Source organism: Mycobacterium interjectum (assembly GCF_900078675.2).
GTDB classification, from domain to species: domain Bacteria; phylum Actinomycetota; class Actinomycetes; order Mycobacteriales; family Mycobacteriaceae; genus Mycobacterium; species Mycobacterium interjectum.
Map to the genome: position 1 here is coordinate 38,983 of NZ_LT546236.1, position 16,731 is coordinate 55,713.

The following is a 16,731-nucleotide window of genomic DNA, read 5'->3' on the forward strand; positions in this document are numbered from 1 at the left end:
AGGTCTGCACGTAGGCGAGCAATTGCTGGTTGTAATCCATTGCGGGCATGAACATTTCCTAACCTCCAGCGAGTGGCGGGACAAGGGACTTGAGGGCGTCGAACGCCAGCGCGGCCGGCGCGTCCAACGGATGGGGCAGCGAGTTCTCGCAGAACGCCGAGTCGATCGTGCGTAACAGACGCGTGTCGGCTGGTTCGCGGTTTTCGATGTCGAACACGTAGCAGTAATCGCCGGCCGGTGTCGGCATCCGGATCGGGCTGGACAAGCCCTGATCGAGGAAGCCGTAGGGAAACTCCCAGCTGAGAGTTGTCTTCTGCCGCCGATCGAGACCGCCCGATTGGACCCACACGTAGTGGTCGAGGATGGCGTTGACGGCGTGCCGTCCCGACTCGCACGCGGCCTCCATCGACGTCATCCGGGTGAACGTCTTGTTCCAGGTGCCCGCGAAGACCACCGAATTGTGGTGCACCTGATAGCCGCCGTGGCGCGCCTGCCAGACGTGCCGCAACTCGAGGTCTTCGAGCCACAGGTCCTCGGGCGGTGCGCTACTCCAGGATGTCCCGTGCGGGTTCCACGGGTCGCTGCTGGGCCTGTTGGTCCAGTCCCCGACGATCGGAACGAGGTACGGCGTTTCGTTCTGCACCACGCGACCCTGGCCCTGACCGGGTCCGGCGGCCATTTTGAGGCCTCGATCGAGTGCGTACCACGCGGGCCACGGCAGGGCCGCCGCCGCCAGGGATTCGTCGTTGCTCGTCAGGGCGGCGACGATCTGGCGCCACACCTCCGCAGCGATTTCATCGGGACTGCAGTCGCGGGCCGCCTTGCCCAGGTGCCGGGAGGGATTATTGAAATCCCCGACGTCGACGGAGAGGACCGCGACGTGGCCGTCGCGGTCCAGAATCGGTTGCTTCTCCCAGAAGCCGTGCTGATTGATCGACGACAGCGCCCACTCCGTGCCCGCGTAGAGCATGTGTCCCCGGAGGAGCTGGAATTCCGTGTCGAAGTAGTACTGGATGCCGCACAGTGTTTGGAACCGATCCCAGGGCACCCGTCCGAGTTCGTCCATGTTGTAGGGATTCCGTCGTTGCTGGGGACGGGTCGAGAACGGTTGTAGCGGACCGTCGGGTGGGGGAGCAAGCGTAGTGAATCCGTCGAGCCTGCCCGCGGTGCCGCCGGTGCCCGCCGCGCGCAGCGGGGCGGTGATGTATTCGGCTGCGGGGGCATCCACGGCGACGACGGTGTAGTCCGGAGTCACCCGCGTACCGTCGGCGAACGTGATCTGCGCCCGGGGTCGCAGATGGGGCGGCTGCTTCGGGTCGAAGGCCGCAGCATCGAGGCGAGTCGCCCCGTTGCGGACGAACCGGACGCCCAGTGCGACAAGGTGGTGGTACCAGTTGTCGAACCACGCCTCGGTGGTGGGACCGTTGAGCACGCCGTCGGCCTTGTCGTCGTGGCGGTCCATGTTCAGGTACAGCTGCAGATAAGTGGTGATGTTGGTCCGTGCGTCCCCCCAACGCGAATCGAAAGCGGCCAGGACCCGTGGCATCTTGCGCAGGAGTGCGTCGAAATTCGACGAATAGGAGAATTGCCTGGTCCCGCCGGCACTGTCGTACCCGACGAAGAAGTCGTAGGCGGACAGGTTCTGCAAATCCCTGGCGCGCCGCAAGGGGCTGGTGGCCAGATAGCGGAGCACCCGGCTCTGGAAGGTTGTCAAATCCCCGGCGGTGAAGCCCAATCCGGCGATCTGGCCGAGGATGCCGAGAAACTCGGCAGGACTGCGGGGGAGTTCGCGGGGAAAAACGAGGGAGGGCTTCCCGGCAACCGTCATGCCTTGGGTGATCACCCGCCGGACGTTGTCGTAAACGGTGCGGGAAGTCGGTGTCCAGGTGGCCGTTCCGTTGTTTTGGTAGACCGGGATGCGCTGAAACAGGTCCCAGATGTGTAAGTAGTACGCCGGGAAGAAGCGGAAGCCGTGTTCACCCGCGACCGCACGCCCAGGGGCGAGTGGCTGGCCCCGCCGGCCCGGGAAGGGACGCAACTCGGCCTGGCTCCCGCCCTCCGGACCCACCGTCGAGTACTGAGACGCCGCGAGGCCACCGAGCTTGACGGGCGGGTACGTTCCCGCCGGATGGGTTCCCAGCCCGTTCCGCTCGTCGGGTCTGCCCTCGTACACCGTGACGACGAAGCCGCGCTCGGCGAGCTCGTGCGCGGCGGTGAGGCCGGCGATGCCGGCGCCGAGAACCGCCGCCGTGGGCCGGGGTTCGCACGATCCCGGCGTCGTTATGCGCTCAGTCATGGTGTCCCCGAGCGCAGTTCGGATAGCAGCCCGGGCTGCGAGGGCGCCCGGACCGCGGCGTGGACGTAGGCCAGCAGCGAGTCGTGCGCCCGCTGGACGTCATCGAGGCAACCCCGGACGCTAACCCTGCCCGCCTCCACGGCCTCGCCCAGCGCCACCCGTGCATCGAGCACGTCGAGTATGGCACCACGTGAGGCTGCGATGCGGACGCCGGCCTCTTTCGCCGCGCCGTCCGCGACCCGGAGACGGTCGCCGCCGCGCAATGAAAAGACCTCGCCGTCGACGTCGAGCTCCACCACCATCGGGCCGAGCTCCGCGACCAGCAGCCGATAACTGTCGGGCACCTCGTGCTCCAGGTGCTCGACCGAATGCCGCAACAGCGATGAAACCCGTTCAGCCATGGAGGAACTCGAATACACCGGTGCCGACGAAGTCGAGGTCCTCCCCATTGATGTGCCCGCTCGCGCGGGCGGTGCCGCCGGTTTCGCAGAGCACCGTCGACCGATCGAGGCGCACCTCGCTCGGCTGCGCCAGGCGGGCATAGGACTGCGAGCGGAACTCGGCGTGCACCCTGTCGCCCGCCCGCGTCGCGGTGATCTCGATCCGCTCCGGCACACCGGGCACCTCGCCGTCCAGGAGCAACCGCATCGGCGGCGGCAGGGTGCAGTCCGCCGGGCGAGCAAGCAGGCCGTCGGAGCGCGTGCGCACCGCGGCGTGCCGGAATATCGCGGCGGGCTCGTCGCGGTGCCACACGTAGAGCGCCTGGGACAGGCAGCGTAGCCGGCTCCGGTCGGTCATCTGCAGGAACACCATCGACCATGGATCGCCTTGCCCGGTAGGCAGAATGGTGCCCCAGGTCCACCCGAAGTCGTCGCCCCACCAGAACCTGCCCCAGTTGTGGTCGTGGTAGGCGAGGTCGTCGTCGACGCGGTGCTCCCGGTCCCCGACCCGCAGCCATCCCTCGGCGCGCAGCCGCGGTACGAAGAGCCAGCACATCCGGCCGTCCCCGACCGGTTGGTTGTTGACCACGAAGGGCCGGCTCGCCGAGGTGAAGTGCAGTTCGCCGTGAATGTCGCTGCCGGGCAAATCTATTGACACGCGGTAGCCATCGGGTAGGACGACCATCCGGTTGTCGCCGATGGTCAGTTCACCGAGGTCGGCCGAGATGTTCAGGGCGCCGATGTCGAATCGCTCGAGGGCGCCGGTCCACTTCCCGTCGTGCACTATCACGATGACGCGGGGGGCGAGCCGGATCTGACCGGCGCCGGAGACCTCGTTGGTGAGGTTGAAGTTGATCAAGAGCCGGAAGCCGCGCCCGTGGATCACGAAATGGTGCCACTCCTTGAAACCCGCGGGCCGGGCGACGGCGAGCACCGGGGCGCGGAGGAAGTCGCTGGCCGCGAGCACTGCGGTCATCGGAGCCACCGCGTGGCCGGTGGAGCGGGGGATGCCGCATCGATGGCCGGGTTCAGTTGTGCCCTTGGTGGTTTGGCGAGGCGCTCGATCACCCCGCCCAGGCTCGCAAACCCGAGCAGCGCGTGCACGAAATCGTCCGGGTCGCGGGGCGGCCCGGATACGCGATCGCCCTCGGCCAGCGTGCGAACCACCCGGGACAGGCCGGCAACGCCAAGCAGGCAGCCGATGAAATTGCTCTGGTCGGCGAGTGCCTCGCGAGGGTCGGTGAGCGTCATGCGAACCCCTCGGGCCGCAGGCGGCTGAGGATCGAATCGTCGAGGCCATGGCCGATGACGGCGTCGGCCAACAGTTCCGCCCAGGCGTCGGGGGCGGCGTTCGGCGCGGCGGGCCCGTCGAGAACGTTGAGGCTCACAGTTTCCCAAATACGTCGCAGGTTCTCCACGCCTTCCGAGGCGACCAAGGCGTCGCGCAGCTGGGCCCCCTCGGGTGTGTTCGCGTACCGGCGGCCCTCGGCGACGAGCAGGTCGTGCAACCTCCTGGCCGCCGCCGGGTTGCCCAGGACCGCGCGGCGAGCGCCGAGAAGAAGGTCGAACACCGTCCGCTCCGTGCCGCATGCCTCGTCCGGCGGCGCGGGGAGCAGCCCCGGCGTTTCCCGCTCGATGAGGTTGAGGGTGAGCTCGCGTATCCGCTCGAGCTCGGCCAGCATTCCGATCAGGACTTCGGGGTTCACCGCGTCCGCCCATGCACGTAGTCCACGAGGTCGGCCAGCACGTCGTGGTGGCGGCTGCGCGGAAACCAATCCAGACTGGCGAGCACGGCGGCCGCCTCGCTGGCTTGCCGGGCCGCGACCTCCCGGGCATGCCTGAGCGAGCCGACGCGGTGCATCAATTCGTAGAGCCATCGAATGTCGTTGAGAGTCTTGGATTCCGAGGGGTGGTGTCCCTGCAGCCGGGCCTCGATTTCGATCCTGCCCGATTGGGACAGCTGGCCGACGGCGGTGAGTCGATCCAGCAGCTCGGCCAGCTTCAACTCGCCGTCGGCGCTCGGACGCCGCTTGGCCAGGATCCGCACGGCGCGTTCCTGGTCCGGGGGTTCGGCAGACCTCAACGCGTGCAACAGCATCAGCGTTCGCTTGCCCTCCCAGATGTCGCCGCCGATCTCCTTGCCGTACTCCTGCGGGTCCGCCCGCAAGTTCAGCAGGTCGTCGGTGATCTGGAAGGCCGCTCCGAGGTGCCGGCCGAGGGACTCCAGCGGAGCCAGCCGCTCGCGACCGGCTCCGGCCGCGATCGCGCCGACTTGCAGCGGTGTGATGAACGAGTACCAGCTGGTCTTGAGTTCCACCATCTTCAGGTAGTCCTCGTCGTCGAGCCGCCAGGCGTTGGACCGGACCCACTCGAGCTCCAGCGCCTGGCCGTCGACGGTCAGCCGGGTCATCTTGGCGACGGCCCGCAGGATGCGCAGGGCGGGCCCGAGGCCCACGCGCTCGACGTTGTCGAGCAGCGGCTGCAGCGACAGCGACAGCATGGCGTCGCCGACGTTGACGGCGATCGGCACGCCGTGGTCGATGTGCAGCGTGGGTTTGCCGCGCCGCCACCAGGATTCGTCCTCGATGTCGTCATGGATGAGAAACGCGTTGTGGTACAGCTCGAGGGTCGCGGCGGTCGGCAGAATTGCCTCGAGGTGACCGCCGAGCCCGAGGCATGCCGCGATGCTCAGCGCCGGCCGCAGCGCCTTCCCGCCGCGCAGCGGGTAGTCGAAGATCAGGTCGTAGAGGCCGTTCGACCCGCGCTCACCCGCGCCGTACAGCCGGTCGATCTCGCCGTCACAGGCGTCCTTGCACAGGGCGAGGTAGTCGTCGAGCGGGTTGCAGGCTATCGGGTTGATGCTGCCCTGAAGTGGTTCACTCTTTGATGGCGACGAGGCCTGTAGCATCGGTGGTCCTTGTCGCGTAGCGGATCCGGGCGGAAAGCTGGATCTTGCCGCCGACTTCGCCGTCAACCTCCAGGCTGGGCATCAGGCTGACCGCGATGTCCACCGGCTCCTCACCGGGCGACGCCTCGGGCGCCGCGCCCTGGGCGATCCGCCGCCGACGGCCGATCACAATCATCCGGGCTTTCGATGCGTTAACCGCAGCCGACGCACTCGCGTCGAGCGGGTCGAATCGGTACAGCGAGTTGATATTCGCCGCAGTGAGCATCTGCTGACAGATGTTGTCCCCACTGACCAATTGGTTGAGGTCTTGTAGCCCTACCGTGTTGGTGATCAAGCAGGACGGTGCGCGATATCCGCCGTTCTCGACGGTCACCCGGGCGCCGATGAGCGTGTTTTGTAGGGCCTGGGCGCCGGTCGACGTCGTGACGGCCGCGTTGGTCGCAAAGAGCGGCGGTAGGACGGCATTGTCGACGTCCTTGGCGAGCGCCGTGGTCGCCATCATCACTCCGGTGAGCAGGGCGTCGGGGGTCGGCGAAATCACCTCGGCGACTGTTAGCTGGAACGGTTCAACATTTTGTCCCACGGTGAGAATGTTCGGGGCGCTCAAGCTGCCGTTGGGGACATTGATCTGGCCGGGGTCACCGGTGTCCCAGTGCGGGATGGCCTGCCAGGTAATGCTGCACTGCCGGAACGTTTCGCGAAGGGCCTGATTGGCAAGGGCCAAATGCTCAGCGCTGAAGTACATGGCTCGACTCCTGACTGTCGCTCAAATCATGGCAGACAAGATCACGAATTGCGTAGCACTTTTCCGCACTTTCCAGAATTGGAGTAGCGCATTACTTATTCAGCAGCGCTATTTCCTGGCCGGGGGTCATCTCGCCGCGAGCTACCGCGTCGCAGTGCGCCAGGTGCAGTGTTGCCACGGGGTCGTCGGGCAACAACTCACGGCACCGTTCGAACGCGGCCCGCGCGCCGTCGACATCGCCCGCGTCGAACAGCGCGAAGGCCTCGTCGAAGGCGGGCTGCGCCGCGCGCTTCGCGGCGCGAAGTTCAGCCGAATCCGCGTCGTACACTTCGTAAATCGTCACCGGTCGCCGTCGATTGACCACCATGACCCGCTCCATGCGGCGGACATCGAACTGCTCGGATTGAGCGAGGCGCTTATATGTGCGATCGGAGATGAGTAAGGCGGAGCCATAGCGCTTGTTGGTGCTTTCGATGCGGGCAGCCAGGTTCACCGCATCGCCGATGATGGTGAGCACCATGCGGTTCACCCCGCCCACGAGCCCGACCCCGACCGCGCCGGTGTTGATGCCGATTCCCGCCCGCAGTTCCTCGGAGCCGAGCGCCCTGCGCTCCCGGTTGTGCTCGCTCAAGGAGCGCAGCATTCCCAACCCCGCCCGGACCGCGTCGGCCTCCGAGTCGAAGACGGCGACGATCTCGTCGCCGCGCACGTCCTGGATCACGCCGTTGTAGCTGACGATCGGGAGCTCGACGGCCCGTAGAAAGCCCATCGCCAAGTTGCTCGCCTCGCCGACGTTCATGTCCTCGAGCATGGTCGTGTAGCCCCGGATGTCGCTGATGAGCACCGTCATCTCGCGTTCCACCCGGTAGCCGCTGCGGACGCGGCGCAGGTCGTCGATGTCGAGGATGCGCAGCAGTTCGTTCGGCACGAATCTCGATTGCACGTCCATGAGGGACTGTCGATATTCGTCGGCGGCCCGTAGCCGCGCCTCGAGCTGGAAGTTCCACAGGGGCGCGGCCGCCTGGGCGCCCAGGAAGGCGACCGCCTCCTCGTGCTCGGTGCCGAAGTTGCCGTCCGGCTCGTCCCGCTCGGCGTAAATCACGCCAATTGCTCTGTCGTGCAAGGTAATCGGCACGACGAGGACCGGTGGCGTGGCTGCCCGGCGGTCAGCGGCGACGATGACCGGGGAGCCGCCGTCGATCGCGCTGCGCGCGACATTTCTGTCGTAGGGCACTTCGGTCCAGGGCCCGTCCACGATCGATATGTCGCCGTGATCGTAGATGGCCCGGACGGACAGATTCTCCGCGTCGCCGGTGAGGAACAGGACGCGGCCCGCACCGGTGGTGTCCGCGACCGAGCCGAGAATGATGTTGGCCAAGGCATCCGAGGTCCGTGCCGACGACAACGAGCGCAGAAGCTGATGCGCGCCGACCGGGTCGATGCCGGCAGACCCCCCTTGAACGAGATCGCGTCTGAGCAGCCAGGGGTGCTCCCTCGCGAGCCAGTCCGTGCGCACCGCGAAGCCAAGATTCAGCCAACGCTGGTACGCCGACCGCAGCATGTGCTCGCCAAGCGTCGTCCGCCCGGTCTCGGCGTAGAGCGCGGCGGCCTCCTCGTGGGCATACGCGCCGACTATCGCGAGCTGGCTTTCGTCGGCGAGCTGGATCGCCTGGTGAAGGTGGCGCTCCGCCTTGGCGTGCTGCCCGCGCGCCCGCGCCCACGCCCCCCGGAGCAGCGCGTGCGATGCCGTGTAGTTTTCCGGTGCGCCCGCCGCCCACTTCCGATGCAATGCCAGCGCCTGGCGCACGAAGCGCACGGTCGCGCGGTCTCGCGGCGCGCACCGCATCATGCCCAGGGCGCCGAGCAGGTAGATGAGTTGTGAGATCGCGGTGCCCACCATGCCGCTGATGTGCTCGATCGCCTCCGGGGTGGCGGCAGCTGCGCCGGCGGGGTCGCCGCACCAGAAGTGCAGGCCCTGTTTCATGGCCGCCGCGGCGCTCAGGGCCACCTCGTCGCCCTCACGGCGAGCCGCCGGCAACACTTCCCGCTCGTCGAAACCGCTCTCGCCGGCGACAAGAAAGGGATCGGCGCTGCGGCCCATCAGATTGAGGCAATATTGGTGCGTCCCTTGGCACAAAGCGCTGGGCACGGGCTGGGAACGGATGTGGGGGATGAGCGAGCTGGCCAGGGCGTCGATTTCCGCGAGCGGGCGACCGACCCAGACCGACTGGGAGAGCAGCACCGCGACCAGGAATCCCGCGTATTCCTGGTCGCCCTGGTCGAGTGCTTGCTCTACGGCATCGCGGAGTTGGCTCAGACCGTCCCGGAGGGGGCGTCGCCAGTGGCGGATGAAGTTCAGGTGCATGAACACCGTCTGTGGCCGGGCTTCGCGGAACTCCGGGCGCTCGGTCAGCACCATGGCGACCTCGCCGAAGCGCTGACTGCCCGCGTGGTCGCCGAGCACCACGAGGAGCAACCCGTAGCCGGCGATGACCAGCGGCGAGCACGGTGTATGGCCGTGGGCCAGCGTGAGATCGAGTTGCTTACGCACCAGCAGGGGAAAGAGGTTGGGCCGGACGAGGTAAGACATGTTGCGCAGTTCTGCGAGGATGCGGTGGATCTCGATGACGCGCCGGTCATCGCAGTGCGGGAGGTTCAGCAGCCTTTCGTCGCTCCAGCGGCGCATCGTCAGCCGCATCCGCACAATCGCGTTGCCCAGGCTCGCCTTGCCCGGGTTGGACGGCACCCTTTCGCCGAGCTCATCAAGCGCCCCCAGCCCGATCTCGAGGGCATCCTGAAGACGGTTCTCCGCGACCCGGCCCTTGAGTCTGAGGTAGGCGAGTCGCGCACGGTCGGGCGGCTCGGGCAGAAACGCCTCTGCTTCGTCGAGTAGCGCATAGAGCGCCGCCACGTCACCGACCATCAGCGCGGCATCCGCGGCGTCGAGCTGCAACTCGCGGGTCAGGGCACCGTTAGTGGCCCAACGCTGTGGGCCGAGTAGGTCCAGAGCGTTCCGGCAATACTCGAGCGCCAACGGGAAAGAGGCCTGCGCCTTCGCCTTTCGCGCGGCGCGCCGCAGCACCTCGACGAACCGGACGCGCTCGGCGTCGTCGGCGGGGCCCCGTCCGCCGATGCCGACTTGGCGCGCGGCCTCAAATAACCGGTCGTCCCCCTGGTCGATCAGCCGCCGGCCGATCCGCAGGTGTGCCTCGCGTTTGGCGTCCTCGGACAGGCCGTCCCGGGCCGCCTCGACCACCCGGTCGTGGCTGAAGCGGTAGCGGGCGTCGCGACTGATCGCGTTCGTGATCCGCCTGCCGCTGCTGTCGATGGCCTCGAGCAGACGAAGCTCAAGGCAGGCCCAGAGCGCCTGGGCCACCACGTCGGGCGGCTGGGCGGCGGCCGCCGTGGCGTCGTCGAGGTCGAACTCGCCGCCGATGCAGGACAGCGAGCGCAGTACCGCGCGGTCGCTCGGGCGCAGCTGCTCGAGATAGCGGCCGAGGAATTCGGCGGCCGTGGCGGTGACCTCCATCGACGCGAGGACGCGCAGGTCCCAACTGGGGCGCCCGCCGGCGCCGACCGGGGTGAGCGCCCCTTCGCGTTGCGCGCGGTACAGCAGCTGACGAACCTGCAGCGGATTGCCCCCGGTCCGGTGCTGGAATTCGGCGGCCACGTCGCCCAGCTCCACACCTTGACCGGCGACCGCGGCGAGGAGCTCCTCGACATCGTCCCGGGATAGCGGTTCGAGTTCGATGCTGCGCAGGCTCTCGGAACTGATTCCGGCCGAGCGCGGGTCGAATCCACCCGCGCGGTGCGCACCGAGGACCAAGACGTTGCGCAGCGACACCGTCAAGATTTCGGACATCAGCAGCAGCGTGTCGCGATCGGCCCATTGCAGGTCGTCGATAGCCAGCACCACCGGCCGATAGGTCGCGGTATCGGACAGCAGCCGGATGACGGCGCGGTGCAGCCGCCGGCGAGAATCCGCCGCATCGAGGTCCGGCAGGTGCGACGACGTGCCGAGCAGTCGAGCCAGGTCGGGCACCAGCTCCTCGAGGATGCCGGCGATCGACGACATCCCGCCGACGATGTCGGCGCGCCACCGGTCACGTTCGGCCGGCCCGGTGGCCTCCATGGTGCGGACGAGCGAGCCGAGCGCATCTCCCACCGCCGAGTAGGGCGCAGGCGCGCCGTCGCGGCACCTCCCGAAGGCAAACACGCAATCGCGCGCGGACACCTCGGCGCCGAAGGCCTGGACGAGAGTCGACTTGCCGACCCCCGGCACCCCGCTGAGCAGGACGCACTCGCCGCCGGCGCGCCCCGCGGCGTCCACCGCGGCGCGGAGTTCGGTGAGTTCTTGCTCTCGGTCGACCATGCGGCCGTCAATGTCGAGCACCGGAGCGGTCACGTGGAGCCCATCTGCGTCCTCGGTGTCCCTTTGCTGGGGCTGTCGAATCATCGTAGTGACCGGGCCGCCCGCTGCGAAACTATTTGCTGCTCGGGTCGGCGTGTTATCGGAGACTTGTCTACAAAAAAGTACGGAACTCCGGGACAAACGAATTCCCCCGAGGAAACCTGGGGCCGGTGACGACCGCTAGTTAGGCAAGGCTTAGTTTGTTGTCCACCGCTGTCGCACAAAGGAGCCTGTCGAGCGTGACCGAAACAACCGCACCGGTGGCGGACGCGTCGGGTCAGCCGTCCAAGGCGGCGTCCCGTCGCGGTCGCTGGCTGCGGTGGGGCGTGCTGACCGTGTGGGGCCCCGGCCTGGTGGTGATGCTGGCCGACACCGACGCGGGCTCGCTGATCACCGCGTCGCAGTCCGGCGCGCAGTGGGGCTACCGGATGGTGCTACCGCAGCTGATCTTGATGCCGATCCTGTATGTCGTGCAGGAGATGACGGTGCGGCTGGGCATCGTCACCAAGAAGGGGCACGGCGCGCTGATCCGGGAACGCTTCGGCCGGTTCTGGGCATGGATCTCGGCCTTCACCCTGTTCGCCTCGGCGATCGGTGCGTTGCTCACCGAGTTCGCCGGCGTCGCCGGGGTGGGCGAGCTGTTCGGCGTCTCGCGGTGGGTGAGCATTCCGGTGGCGACGGCCGCGTTGCTGGCGCTGGCGCTGACCGGCAGCTACCGGCGCGTGGAACGGATCGGGCTGGTCATCGGTTCGGCCGAACTGGCCTTCCTGGTCGCCATGTTGATGGCGCGTCCCGAGCCGAAAGCCCTTGTGGAGGGCCTGAAGTCGATGCCGCTGGGCAATTCGTCGTATCTGTTGCTGGTGGCAGCCAACGTCGGCGCAGTCATCATGCCCTGGATGGTCTTCTACCAACAGGGCGCCGTCGTCGACAAGCATTTGTCGGTCGCCACCATCCGCGAGGCCCGGCACGACACCGCCGCCGGCGCCGTGCTGACCCAGCTGATCATGATCTCGGTCGTCGTCACCGTGGCCTCGACCATCGGAGCCCACGGCGGCCAGGGCGCGCTGAACACCGTCGGCGACATCGCCAACGCGCTGACGCCCTACCTGGGCCGCGTCGGCGGCACCGTCCTGTTCGGGCTCGGCATGCTGGGCGCGGCGCTGGTCGCCGCCATCGTGTCCTCGCTGGCCGGGGCGTGGGGACTCTCGGAGGTTTTCGGCTGGAAGCACACCCTCAACGAGCGGCCCAACCGGGCCACCGCCAAGTTCTACATCACCTACGGGCTGGCACACGTGATCGGCGCCGTGCTCGTGCTGGCCAGCGTCGACCTGGTCAACCTCGCCGTCGACGTCGAGGTGATGAACGCGCTGCTGCTGCCCATCGTGCTGGGCCTGCTGCTGGCGCTGGAAGCGCGCGCGCTGCCCGAGGAGTGGCGCATGCGCGGGCCGCGCAAACACATCGCCCGGGCCCTGTGCCTGGTGGTGATGGGGTTCGGGCTCTACATGGTGCCGCAGGCCCTCGGCTGGACCTAAGCGGGATCTCCCGGCGGCGCACCGCTGTGCGCCGGATAGGCGTGGACGAGCGCGCTGTCGAGCTTCGGCACCGCGTGAGTGAGTTGGTGTTCGGCGTCGTGAGCGATGCGATGGGCGTCCTCGAGGCTGGTGGCGGGATCGATGTCGAGTTCGGCGTCGGCGTGCAGGCGGTGCCCGATCCAGCGCATCCGCACGCTGCGCACGCTGCGGACGCCGGGCCTGGCGGCCAGCGCCGCCGCGGCGACGTCGACGAGTCCGGGGTCCACCGCGTCCATCAGCCGGCGGAAGATGTCGCGCACGGCGCGGCCCAACACCGCCGCGATCGCCACCGTGATGATCAGGCCGACGATCGGATCGGCCAACGGATAGCCGAAAGCGACGGCGATGGCTCCGAAAAGCACTGCCAGTGAGGTGAATCCGTCGGTGCGGGCGTGCAGACCATCGGCGACCAGGGCGGCCGATCCGATGCGGTGGCCGATGCGGATCCGGTAGGCCGCGACGAGTTCGTTGCCTAAAAAGCCGACCACACCGGCGCCCGCGACCCAGCCGACGTGCTCGATGGTGACGGGGTGGATCAGCCGCACGACGGCTTCGTAGCCGGCGATGATCGCCGACAGCGCGATCATGGCGATGACGAACAGGCCGGCGATGTCTTCGGCGCGCCCGTAGCCGTAGGTGTAGCGCCGGGTCGCCGGGCGGTTGCCCACGGCGAACGCGATCCACAGCGGGACCGCGGTCAGGGCGTCCGAGAAGTTGTGGATGGTGTCGGCGGCCAGGGCGATCGATCCCGAGGCGACGGCGATCACGACCTGCACGGCCGCGGTTGCGCCCAGCCCGACCAGGCTGACCTTGACCGCCCGGATGCCGATGGCGCTGGATTCCAGAGCGGTGTCGACGCTGTCGGCGGCATCGTGGCTGTGCGGGACCAGCAGGTGCGTCAGGACGCCGCGAATCCCGTGTGGATGTTCGTGAACGTGACCATGCCCGCTATCCGCACTCATCCCGACGCTACTGGCTTATCTGCGTGCATACGCAGATAATAGGTTACTTGTCCGGCCCACGCGAGCGCGATAGCACATCACCGACGCCCTCCCGGATTCCCTCGTCGATCGGGTCGTGGCCGCCAGGACTGATGCCTGGGAGCGGCCGGCAGGAACAGCTGAGGACACCGAATGCGTTGGGGTCGGCGCCGGCGGTCGCGGCCAACCCAACGGCGACAAGAGCAATGGCGACACCGAGCGCTGACTTCGCGGCCAGGTCCGCGGCGCGCGCTACAGCACCGCGCCGAACATCACGGCCGTACCGGCGGCGGTGCACATCTGATAGAGCGGTTCCAGGCGCGCGAGCTGCCCGGTTTGCGGCACGGCGTTGATTCGGCGCCCGGCGACGTAAAGGCAGGCCCAGCACAGGGCCACGAGTCCGAATCCGAGGGTCGCGATCCAGTTCACCGCGGTGATCCACTCCGTTCCGGATCCAGTTGCCGACATCTCGTGTGCCGGAATCGTTTACGTCCCAGGCGTATCCGTGGCCAGTGCGGCGGACGACACATGGCGCCTTTTGGTTCGATCGACTGATCATCCGTACAGGCTTTCGCGTAATGCCCTCGAACGCTGAACATTTCGGGGCGGCGTCACCTCTGTTGGAAGGACTGCTTAGTGGCGCGGTGAGTCCATGAAATCGGCCAAGGCCTCGACGCTCGTGTCGAGGCCCTGGCCGAGAGGGCGATCAGTCGTTGCACGTGCAATCGGGGTGACCGCACGCGCAGCCGGCTGCTTGGCTGCATCCGGAGTCGCCGCAGCCACAGCTGGTGGACTTGCAATGGCGGATGTGAGTATCATTCATGCATGGAACCATACCCCCGTAGGGTACCAACGGCAACCGTCTGGCGGTTGAGGATGCCGCGGGTCCGCCGGCGATGGGGAACCTGGGATCGAGGGTCGAAGGTCCCCGACGCGCGTGCCGATCGGCCCCTGACTGCGCGTCCGGTAACGCGTGAAATTAGCAGTCAACGAATAGCGTTCGGATCCTATGGGAGGTACACGCGATGATGTTCTGGTACGGCCACAACATGGGTTGGTGGGGATGGGGGATGGGCATCGGCATGGTGCTGTTCTGGGTGCTGTTGATCGCCGGCATCGTTGCGCTCGTCGTGTACACGACGGGGGATCGCCGCGGTTACCGAATTCCCCCGGCCGCAACGCCGTCCGTCACGCCGGAGCAGGTGCTCGCCGCACGCTTCGCCCGGGGTGAGATCGACGAGACGGAATATCGCCACCGGTTGGCGGTGCTGCGCGATCACGCACGCCCGTAGGGTCTGTGCGTCCGGTTTCTTTACGGGACCCGCGTCGGCCTCGAAGTTCAGAACCAGGGGCCGGGAAAGTGGCCGTCCTGGTCCTGCACCATGACGATGTCCTTACAGTCCCCGTTCAAGTTCGCGGCATTCTCGCCGCGGCAGACCAGCGTCCAGCCCGATATCCGCGCGAACGGGCGGACGGACCACGTCGTCGAGATCGGTTCGGTGTCGGGCAGGGCGAGGACGGCGAACGTGTTGCCGACATTGGTGATGTAGAGGTGGTTTTCGAAGAACGCCAACTTGGCGATCGACACGTTCGTCGCGTCGTCGCGCGTCTTCAGCAGGTCCCAGTGCTGCGTGCGCAGGTTCCACACCCCGAACCCGAACTGCGAATTGTCGGACTTGCGGCCGTCGACGAACAGCTGCCCGTCGGACAGGGTGGCGCCCAGCCCGCCGCCCGAAATCCGGTCGTTATCACCGATTTTGATGGGGGATTTGGTGTTCAGGTCATAGAACATCGTCGAGACCACCGGGGGGTTCGCCGAATCCTGGCGCGTGATCTTCACCAATTTGTCCGGGCCGTCCGACAATTCGCCGTCGACGGACAAGACGTCGTTGTCCTGGTAAATAGGTTCGCCGCTCGGCCGGCGCAGTTCGGCCCCGGACTCCTTGGTGGGGTCGGTGTTGCGTTGAAACGACAGCACGTCCTGCCATGCGCGGCCCGGCTGCGGGTCGTTCCACATCATCGCAAGGTCGGCGGCAGAAAGGAGGACGGTCCGCGGCGGCGACGTGGCGCCGTGCCCGTCGGTGAAGGCGTTCACCCAGGCCACCCCGGACGCCGTCGCGGCCAGGCCCCATCCGGTCGGCGCGGTCAGTTTCAGGTCCGGGGTCGGCGGCTGCAGCTCCTTGGTCACCAGCGGTTGGCTGGTCTTCAGATCGAAGGCGTAGGCCGTGGTCTTGGTGGCCGTCGTCAGCACGTACACGACCCTCATGTCGTCGCCGGTCCCCGCGAGCGCGCACATGCCGCCTGTCACGGTCTCGCCGGCGGGCAGCGTGGGGGCGCCCGGCGCCATGTATTGCCCGCTCTTCGTATCGAAGACCTTGGGCCGGATGTCCTCGATCACCGATTTGCTTTGGGAGAATTTCTCGGGACAGCCGAAGAACGCCGTTCCGCCGTAGCTTTTCCAGTCCTTCTCCAACGGACCGGTCACCGCAGGTGCCGGAGCCGACGACGCGGTCGTCCTGGCGGTGGACATCGAGGTGGTCGGCGCGGCGGCCGGCGGACCCACGGTTTCCGAGCAGGATGCGACGACGACGCCGACCGCCCCCGCGATCAGGGCAAACCTGAGTGTGGACACAGTCCGGCCCGTCCACCCACCCATCAACAAAACCCCCGTTAAGTTCGTGTAACCAACGAGCGTAAGGCGGCCCGGGGTCGACCGCGACTTGTGTGCAGCGGTCTTGGTCACACGTGGTACACCGAAAGCCATGAGCAGCCTCGCCGAAGAGACCCGCTGGATGGACGCCACCGACCAGGCGGCGCTGGTGGCCAAGGGCGAGGTCACGCCGGGTGAACTGCTCGAGGCGGCGATCGCGCGGATCGAGCGGTCCAACCCGACGCTGAACGCGGTCGTCATCGAGTGGTTCGATCACGCCCGATCCGTGGCGGCCGGCCCCGACCTGCCCGACGGCCCGTTTCGCGGCGTCCCGTTCCTGCTCAAGGACCTCTATACGAGCTTCGCCGGTCAGACCCTGTCCAACGGCAACGCCGCACTGAAGGAGGCGGCCAAGCTCGACACCGCCGACACGACGCTGGTCGCCCGGTTCAAGGCGGCCGGCCTGGTGATCGCCGGGCGGACCAACAGCCCCGAGCTGGGCACCCTGCCCACCACCCAACCGGTGGCCTGGGGAGCGACCCGCAACCCGTGGGCGCTCGATCGCACGCCGGGCGGATCCAGCGGCGGCGCGGCCGCCGCGGTGGCCGCCGGCATGGTCGCGTTCGCCAACGCCTCGGACGGCGGCGGCAGCATCAGGATCCCGGCGTCGTGCTGCGGGCTGGTGGGGCTCAAGCCCAGCCAGGGCAGGATCACCGTCGGGCCGGCCCGC

Annotated in this window: 14 protein-coding genes; 3 read left to right on the forward strand and 11 right to left on the reverse strand. The window is 67.7% G+C overall.

Going from position 1 to position 16,731, the window contains the following annotated elements; genetic code table 11:
* Positions 1 to 58: 58 nt before the first annotated feature.
* From BN4348_RS07560 to BN4348_RS08110, 8 genes are all read right to left on the reverse strand, one after another.
* Complete coding sequence (locus BN4348_RS07560) at positions 59 to 2,296, reverse strand: NAD(P)-binding protein (protein ID WP_084453850.1); 2,238 nt, start codon at positions 2,294 to 2,296, stop codon at positions 59 to 61.
* The gene (locus tag BN4348_RS07565) at positions 2,293 to 2,697 is read right to left on the reverse strand and encodes an SCP-2 sterol transfer family protein (protein ID WP_066907045.1); all 405 of its coding nucleotides are present in this window, start codon (positions 2,695 to 2,697) and stop codon (positions 2,293 to 2,295) included. The genes BN4348_RS07560 and BN4348_RS07565 overlap by 4 nt, the downstream gene beginning before the upstream one ends.
* Positions 2,690 to 3,712 (reverse strand): hypothetical protein, encoded by a 1,023-nt coding sequence (locus tag BN4348_RS07975; protein ID WP_066907075.1) that lies wholly within the window; start codon positions 3,710 to 3,712, stop codon positions 2,690 to 2,692. The genes BN4348_RS07565 and BN4348_RS07975 overlap by 8 nt, the downstream gene beginning before the upstream one ends.
* Positions 3,709 to 3,987: a hypothetical protein gene (locus tag BN4348_RS07980; protein WP_066907048.1), complete on the reverse strand. Its 279-nt coding sequence runs from the start codon at positions 3,985 to 3,987 to the stop codon at positions 3,709 to 3,711. The genes BN4348_RS07975 and BN4348_RS07980 overlap by 4 nt, the downstream gene beginning before the upstream one ends.
* On the reverse strand, positions 3,984 to 4,442 hold the full coding sequence (locus BN4348_RS08000) for a hypothetical protein (RefSeq protein ID WP_066907054.1): 459 nt from the start codon (positions 4,440 to 4,442) through the stop codon (positions 3,984 to 3,986). The genes BN4348_RS07980 and BN4348_RS08000 overlap by 4 nt, the downstream gene beginning before the upstream one ends.
* Positions 4,439 to 5,644, reverse strand: coding sequence for a polyprenyl synthetase family protein (locus BN4348_RS08100; protein WP_066907056.1), 1,206 nt, complete (start codon positions 5,642 to 5,644; stop codon positions 4,439 to 4,441). Before BN4348_RS08100 ends, BN4348_RS08000 begins: the two co-directional genes overlap by 4 nt.
* Entirely contained in the window at positions 5,613 to 6,368 is a 756-nt protein-coding gene (locus BN4348_RS08105) for a hypothetical protein (protein WP_235852603.1), read from the reverse strand. Before BN4348_RS08105 ends, BN4348_RS08100 begins: the two co-directional genes overlap by 32 nt.
* A 112-nt stretch (positions 6,369 to 6,480) precedes the next feature.
* Positions 6,481 to 10,782: an AAA family ATPase gene (locus tag BN4348_RS08110; RefSeq protein WP_066907078.1), complete on the reverse strand. Its 4,302-nt coding sequence runs from the start codon at positions 10,780 to 10,782 to the stop codon at positions 6,481 to 6,483.
* A 257-nt stretch (positions 10,783 to 11,039) separates the two neighbouring features.
* On the opposite strand from BN4348_RS08110, the gene BN4348_RS08115 reads away from it, so the two are divergent.
* Positions 11,040 to 12,332 (forward strand): NRAMP family divalent metal transporter, encoded by a 1,293-nt coding sequence (locus tag BN4348_RS08115; RefSeq protein ID WP_066907060.1) that lies wholly within the window; start codon positions 11,040 to 11,042, stop codon positions 12,330 to 12,332.
* Here the strand turns inward: BN4348_RS08115 and BN4348_RS08120 are convergent.
* Together BN4348_RS08120 and BN4348_RS08125 are read right to left on the reverse strand one after the other, a co-directional pair.
* Positions 12,329 to 13,333, reverse strand: coding sequence for a cation diffusion facilitator family transporter (locus tag BN4348_RS08120; RefSeq protein ID WP_066907063.1), 1,005 nt, complete (start codon positions 13,331 to 13,333; stop codon positions 12,329 to 12,331). The genes BN4348_RS08115 and BN4348_RS08120 overlap by 4 nt on opposite strands.
* 270 nt (positions 13,334 to 13,603) lie before the next feature.
* The gene (locus BN4348_RS08125) at positions 13,604 to 13,819 is read right to left on the reverse strand and encodes a DUF5134 domain-containing protein (RefSeq protein ID WP_066907066.1); all 216 of its coding nucleotides are present in this window, start codon (positions 13,817 to 13,819) and stop codon (positions 13,604 to 13,606) included.
* A 557-nt stretch (positions 13,820 to 14,376) separates the two neighbouring features.
* Between BN4348_RS08125 and BN4348_RS08180 the strand changes: the two genes are divergently transcribed.
* Entirely contained in the window at positions 14,377 to 14,643 is a 267-nt protein-coding gene (locus BN4348_RS08180) for an SHOCT domain-containing protein (protein WP_066907069.1), read from the forward strand.
* A gap of 47 nt (positions 14,644 to 14,690) precedes the next feature.
* On the opposite strand, the gene BN4348_RS08335 is transcribed toward BN4348_RS08180, so the two are convergent.
* Entirely contained in the window at positions 14,691 to 16,007 is a 1,317-nt protein-coding gene (locus BN4348_RS08335) for a hypothetical protein (RefSeq protein WP_066907072.1), read from the reverse strand.
* A 106-nt stretch (positions 16,008 to 16,113) separates the two neighbouring features.
* Between BN4348_RS08335 and BN4348_RS08340 the strand changes: the two genes are divergently transcribed.
* Positions 16,114 to 16,731, forward strand: a 618-nt coding sequence (locus BN4348_RS08340) for an amidase family protein (RefSeq protein ID WP_268921100.1), incomplete at its 3' end; no start/stop codon positions are given.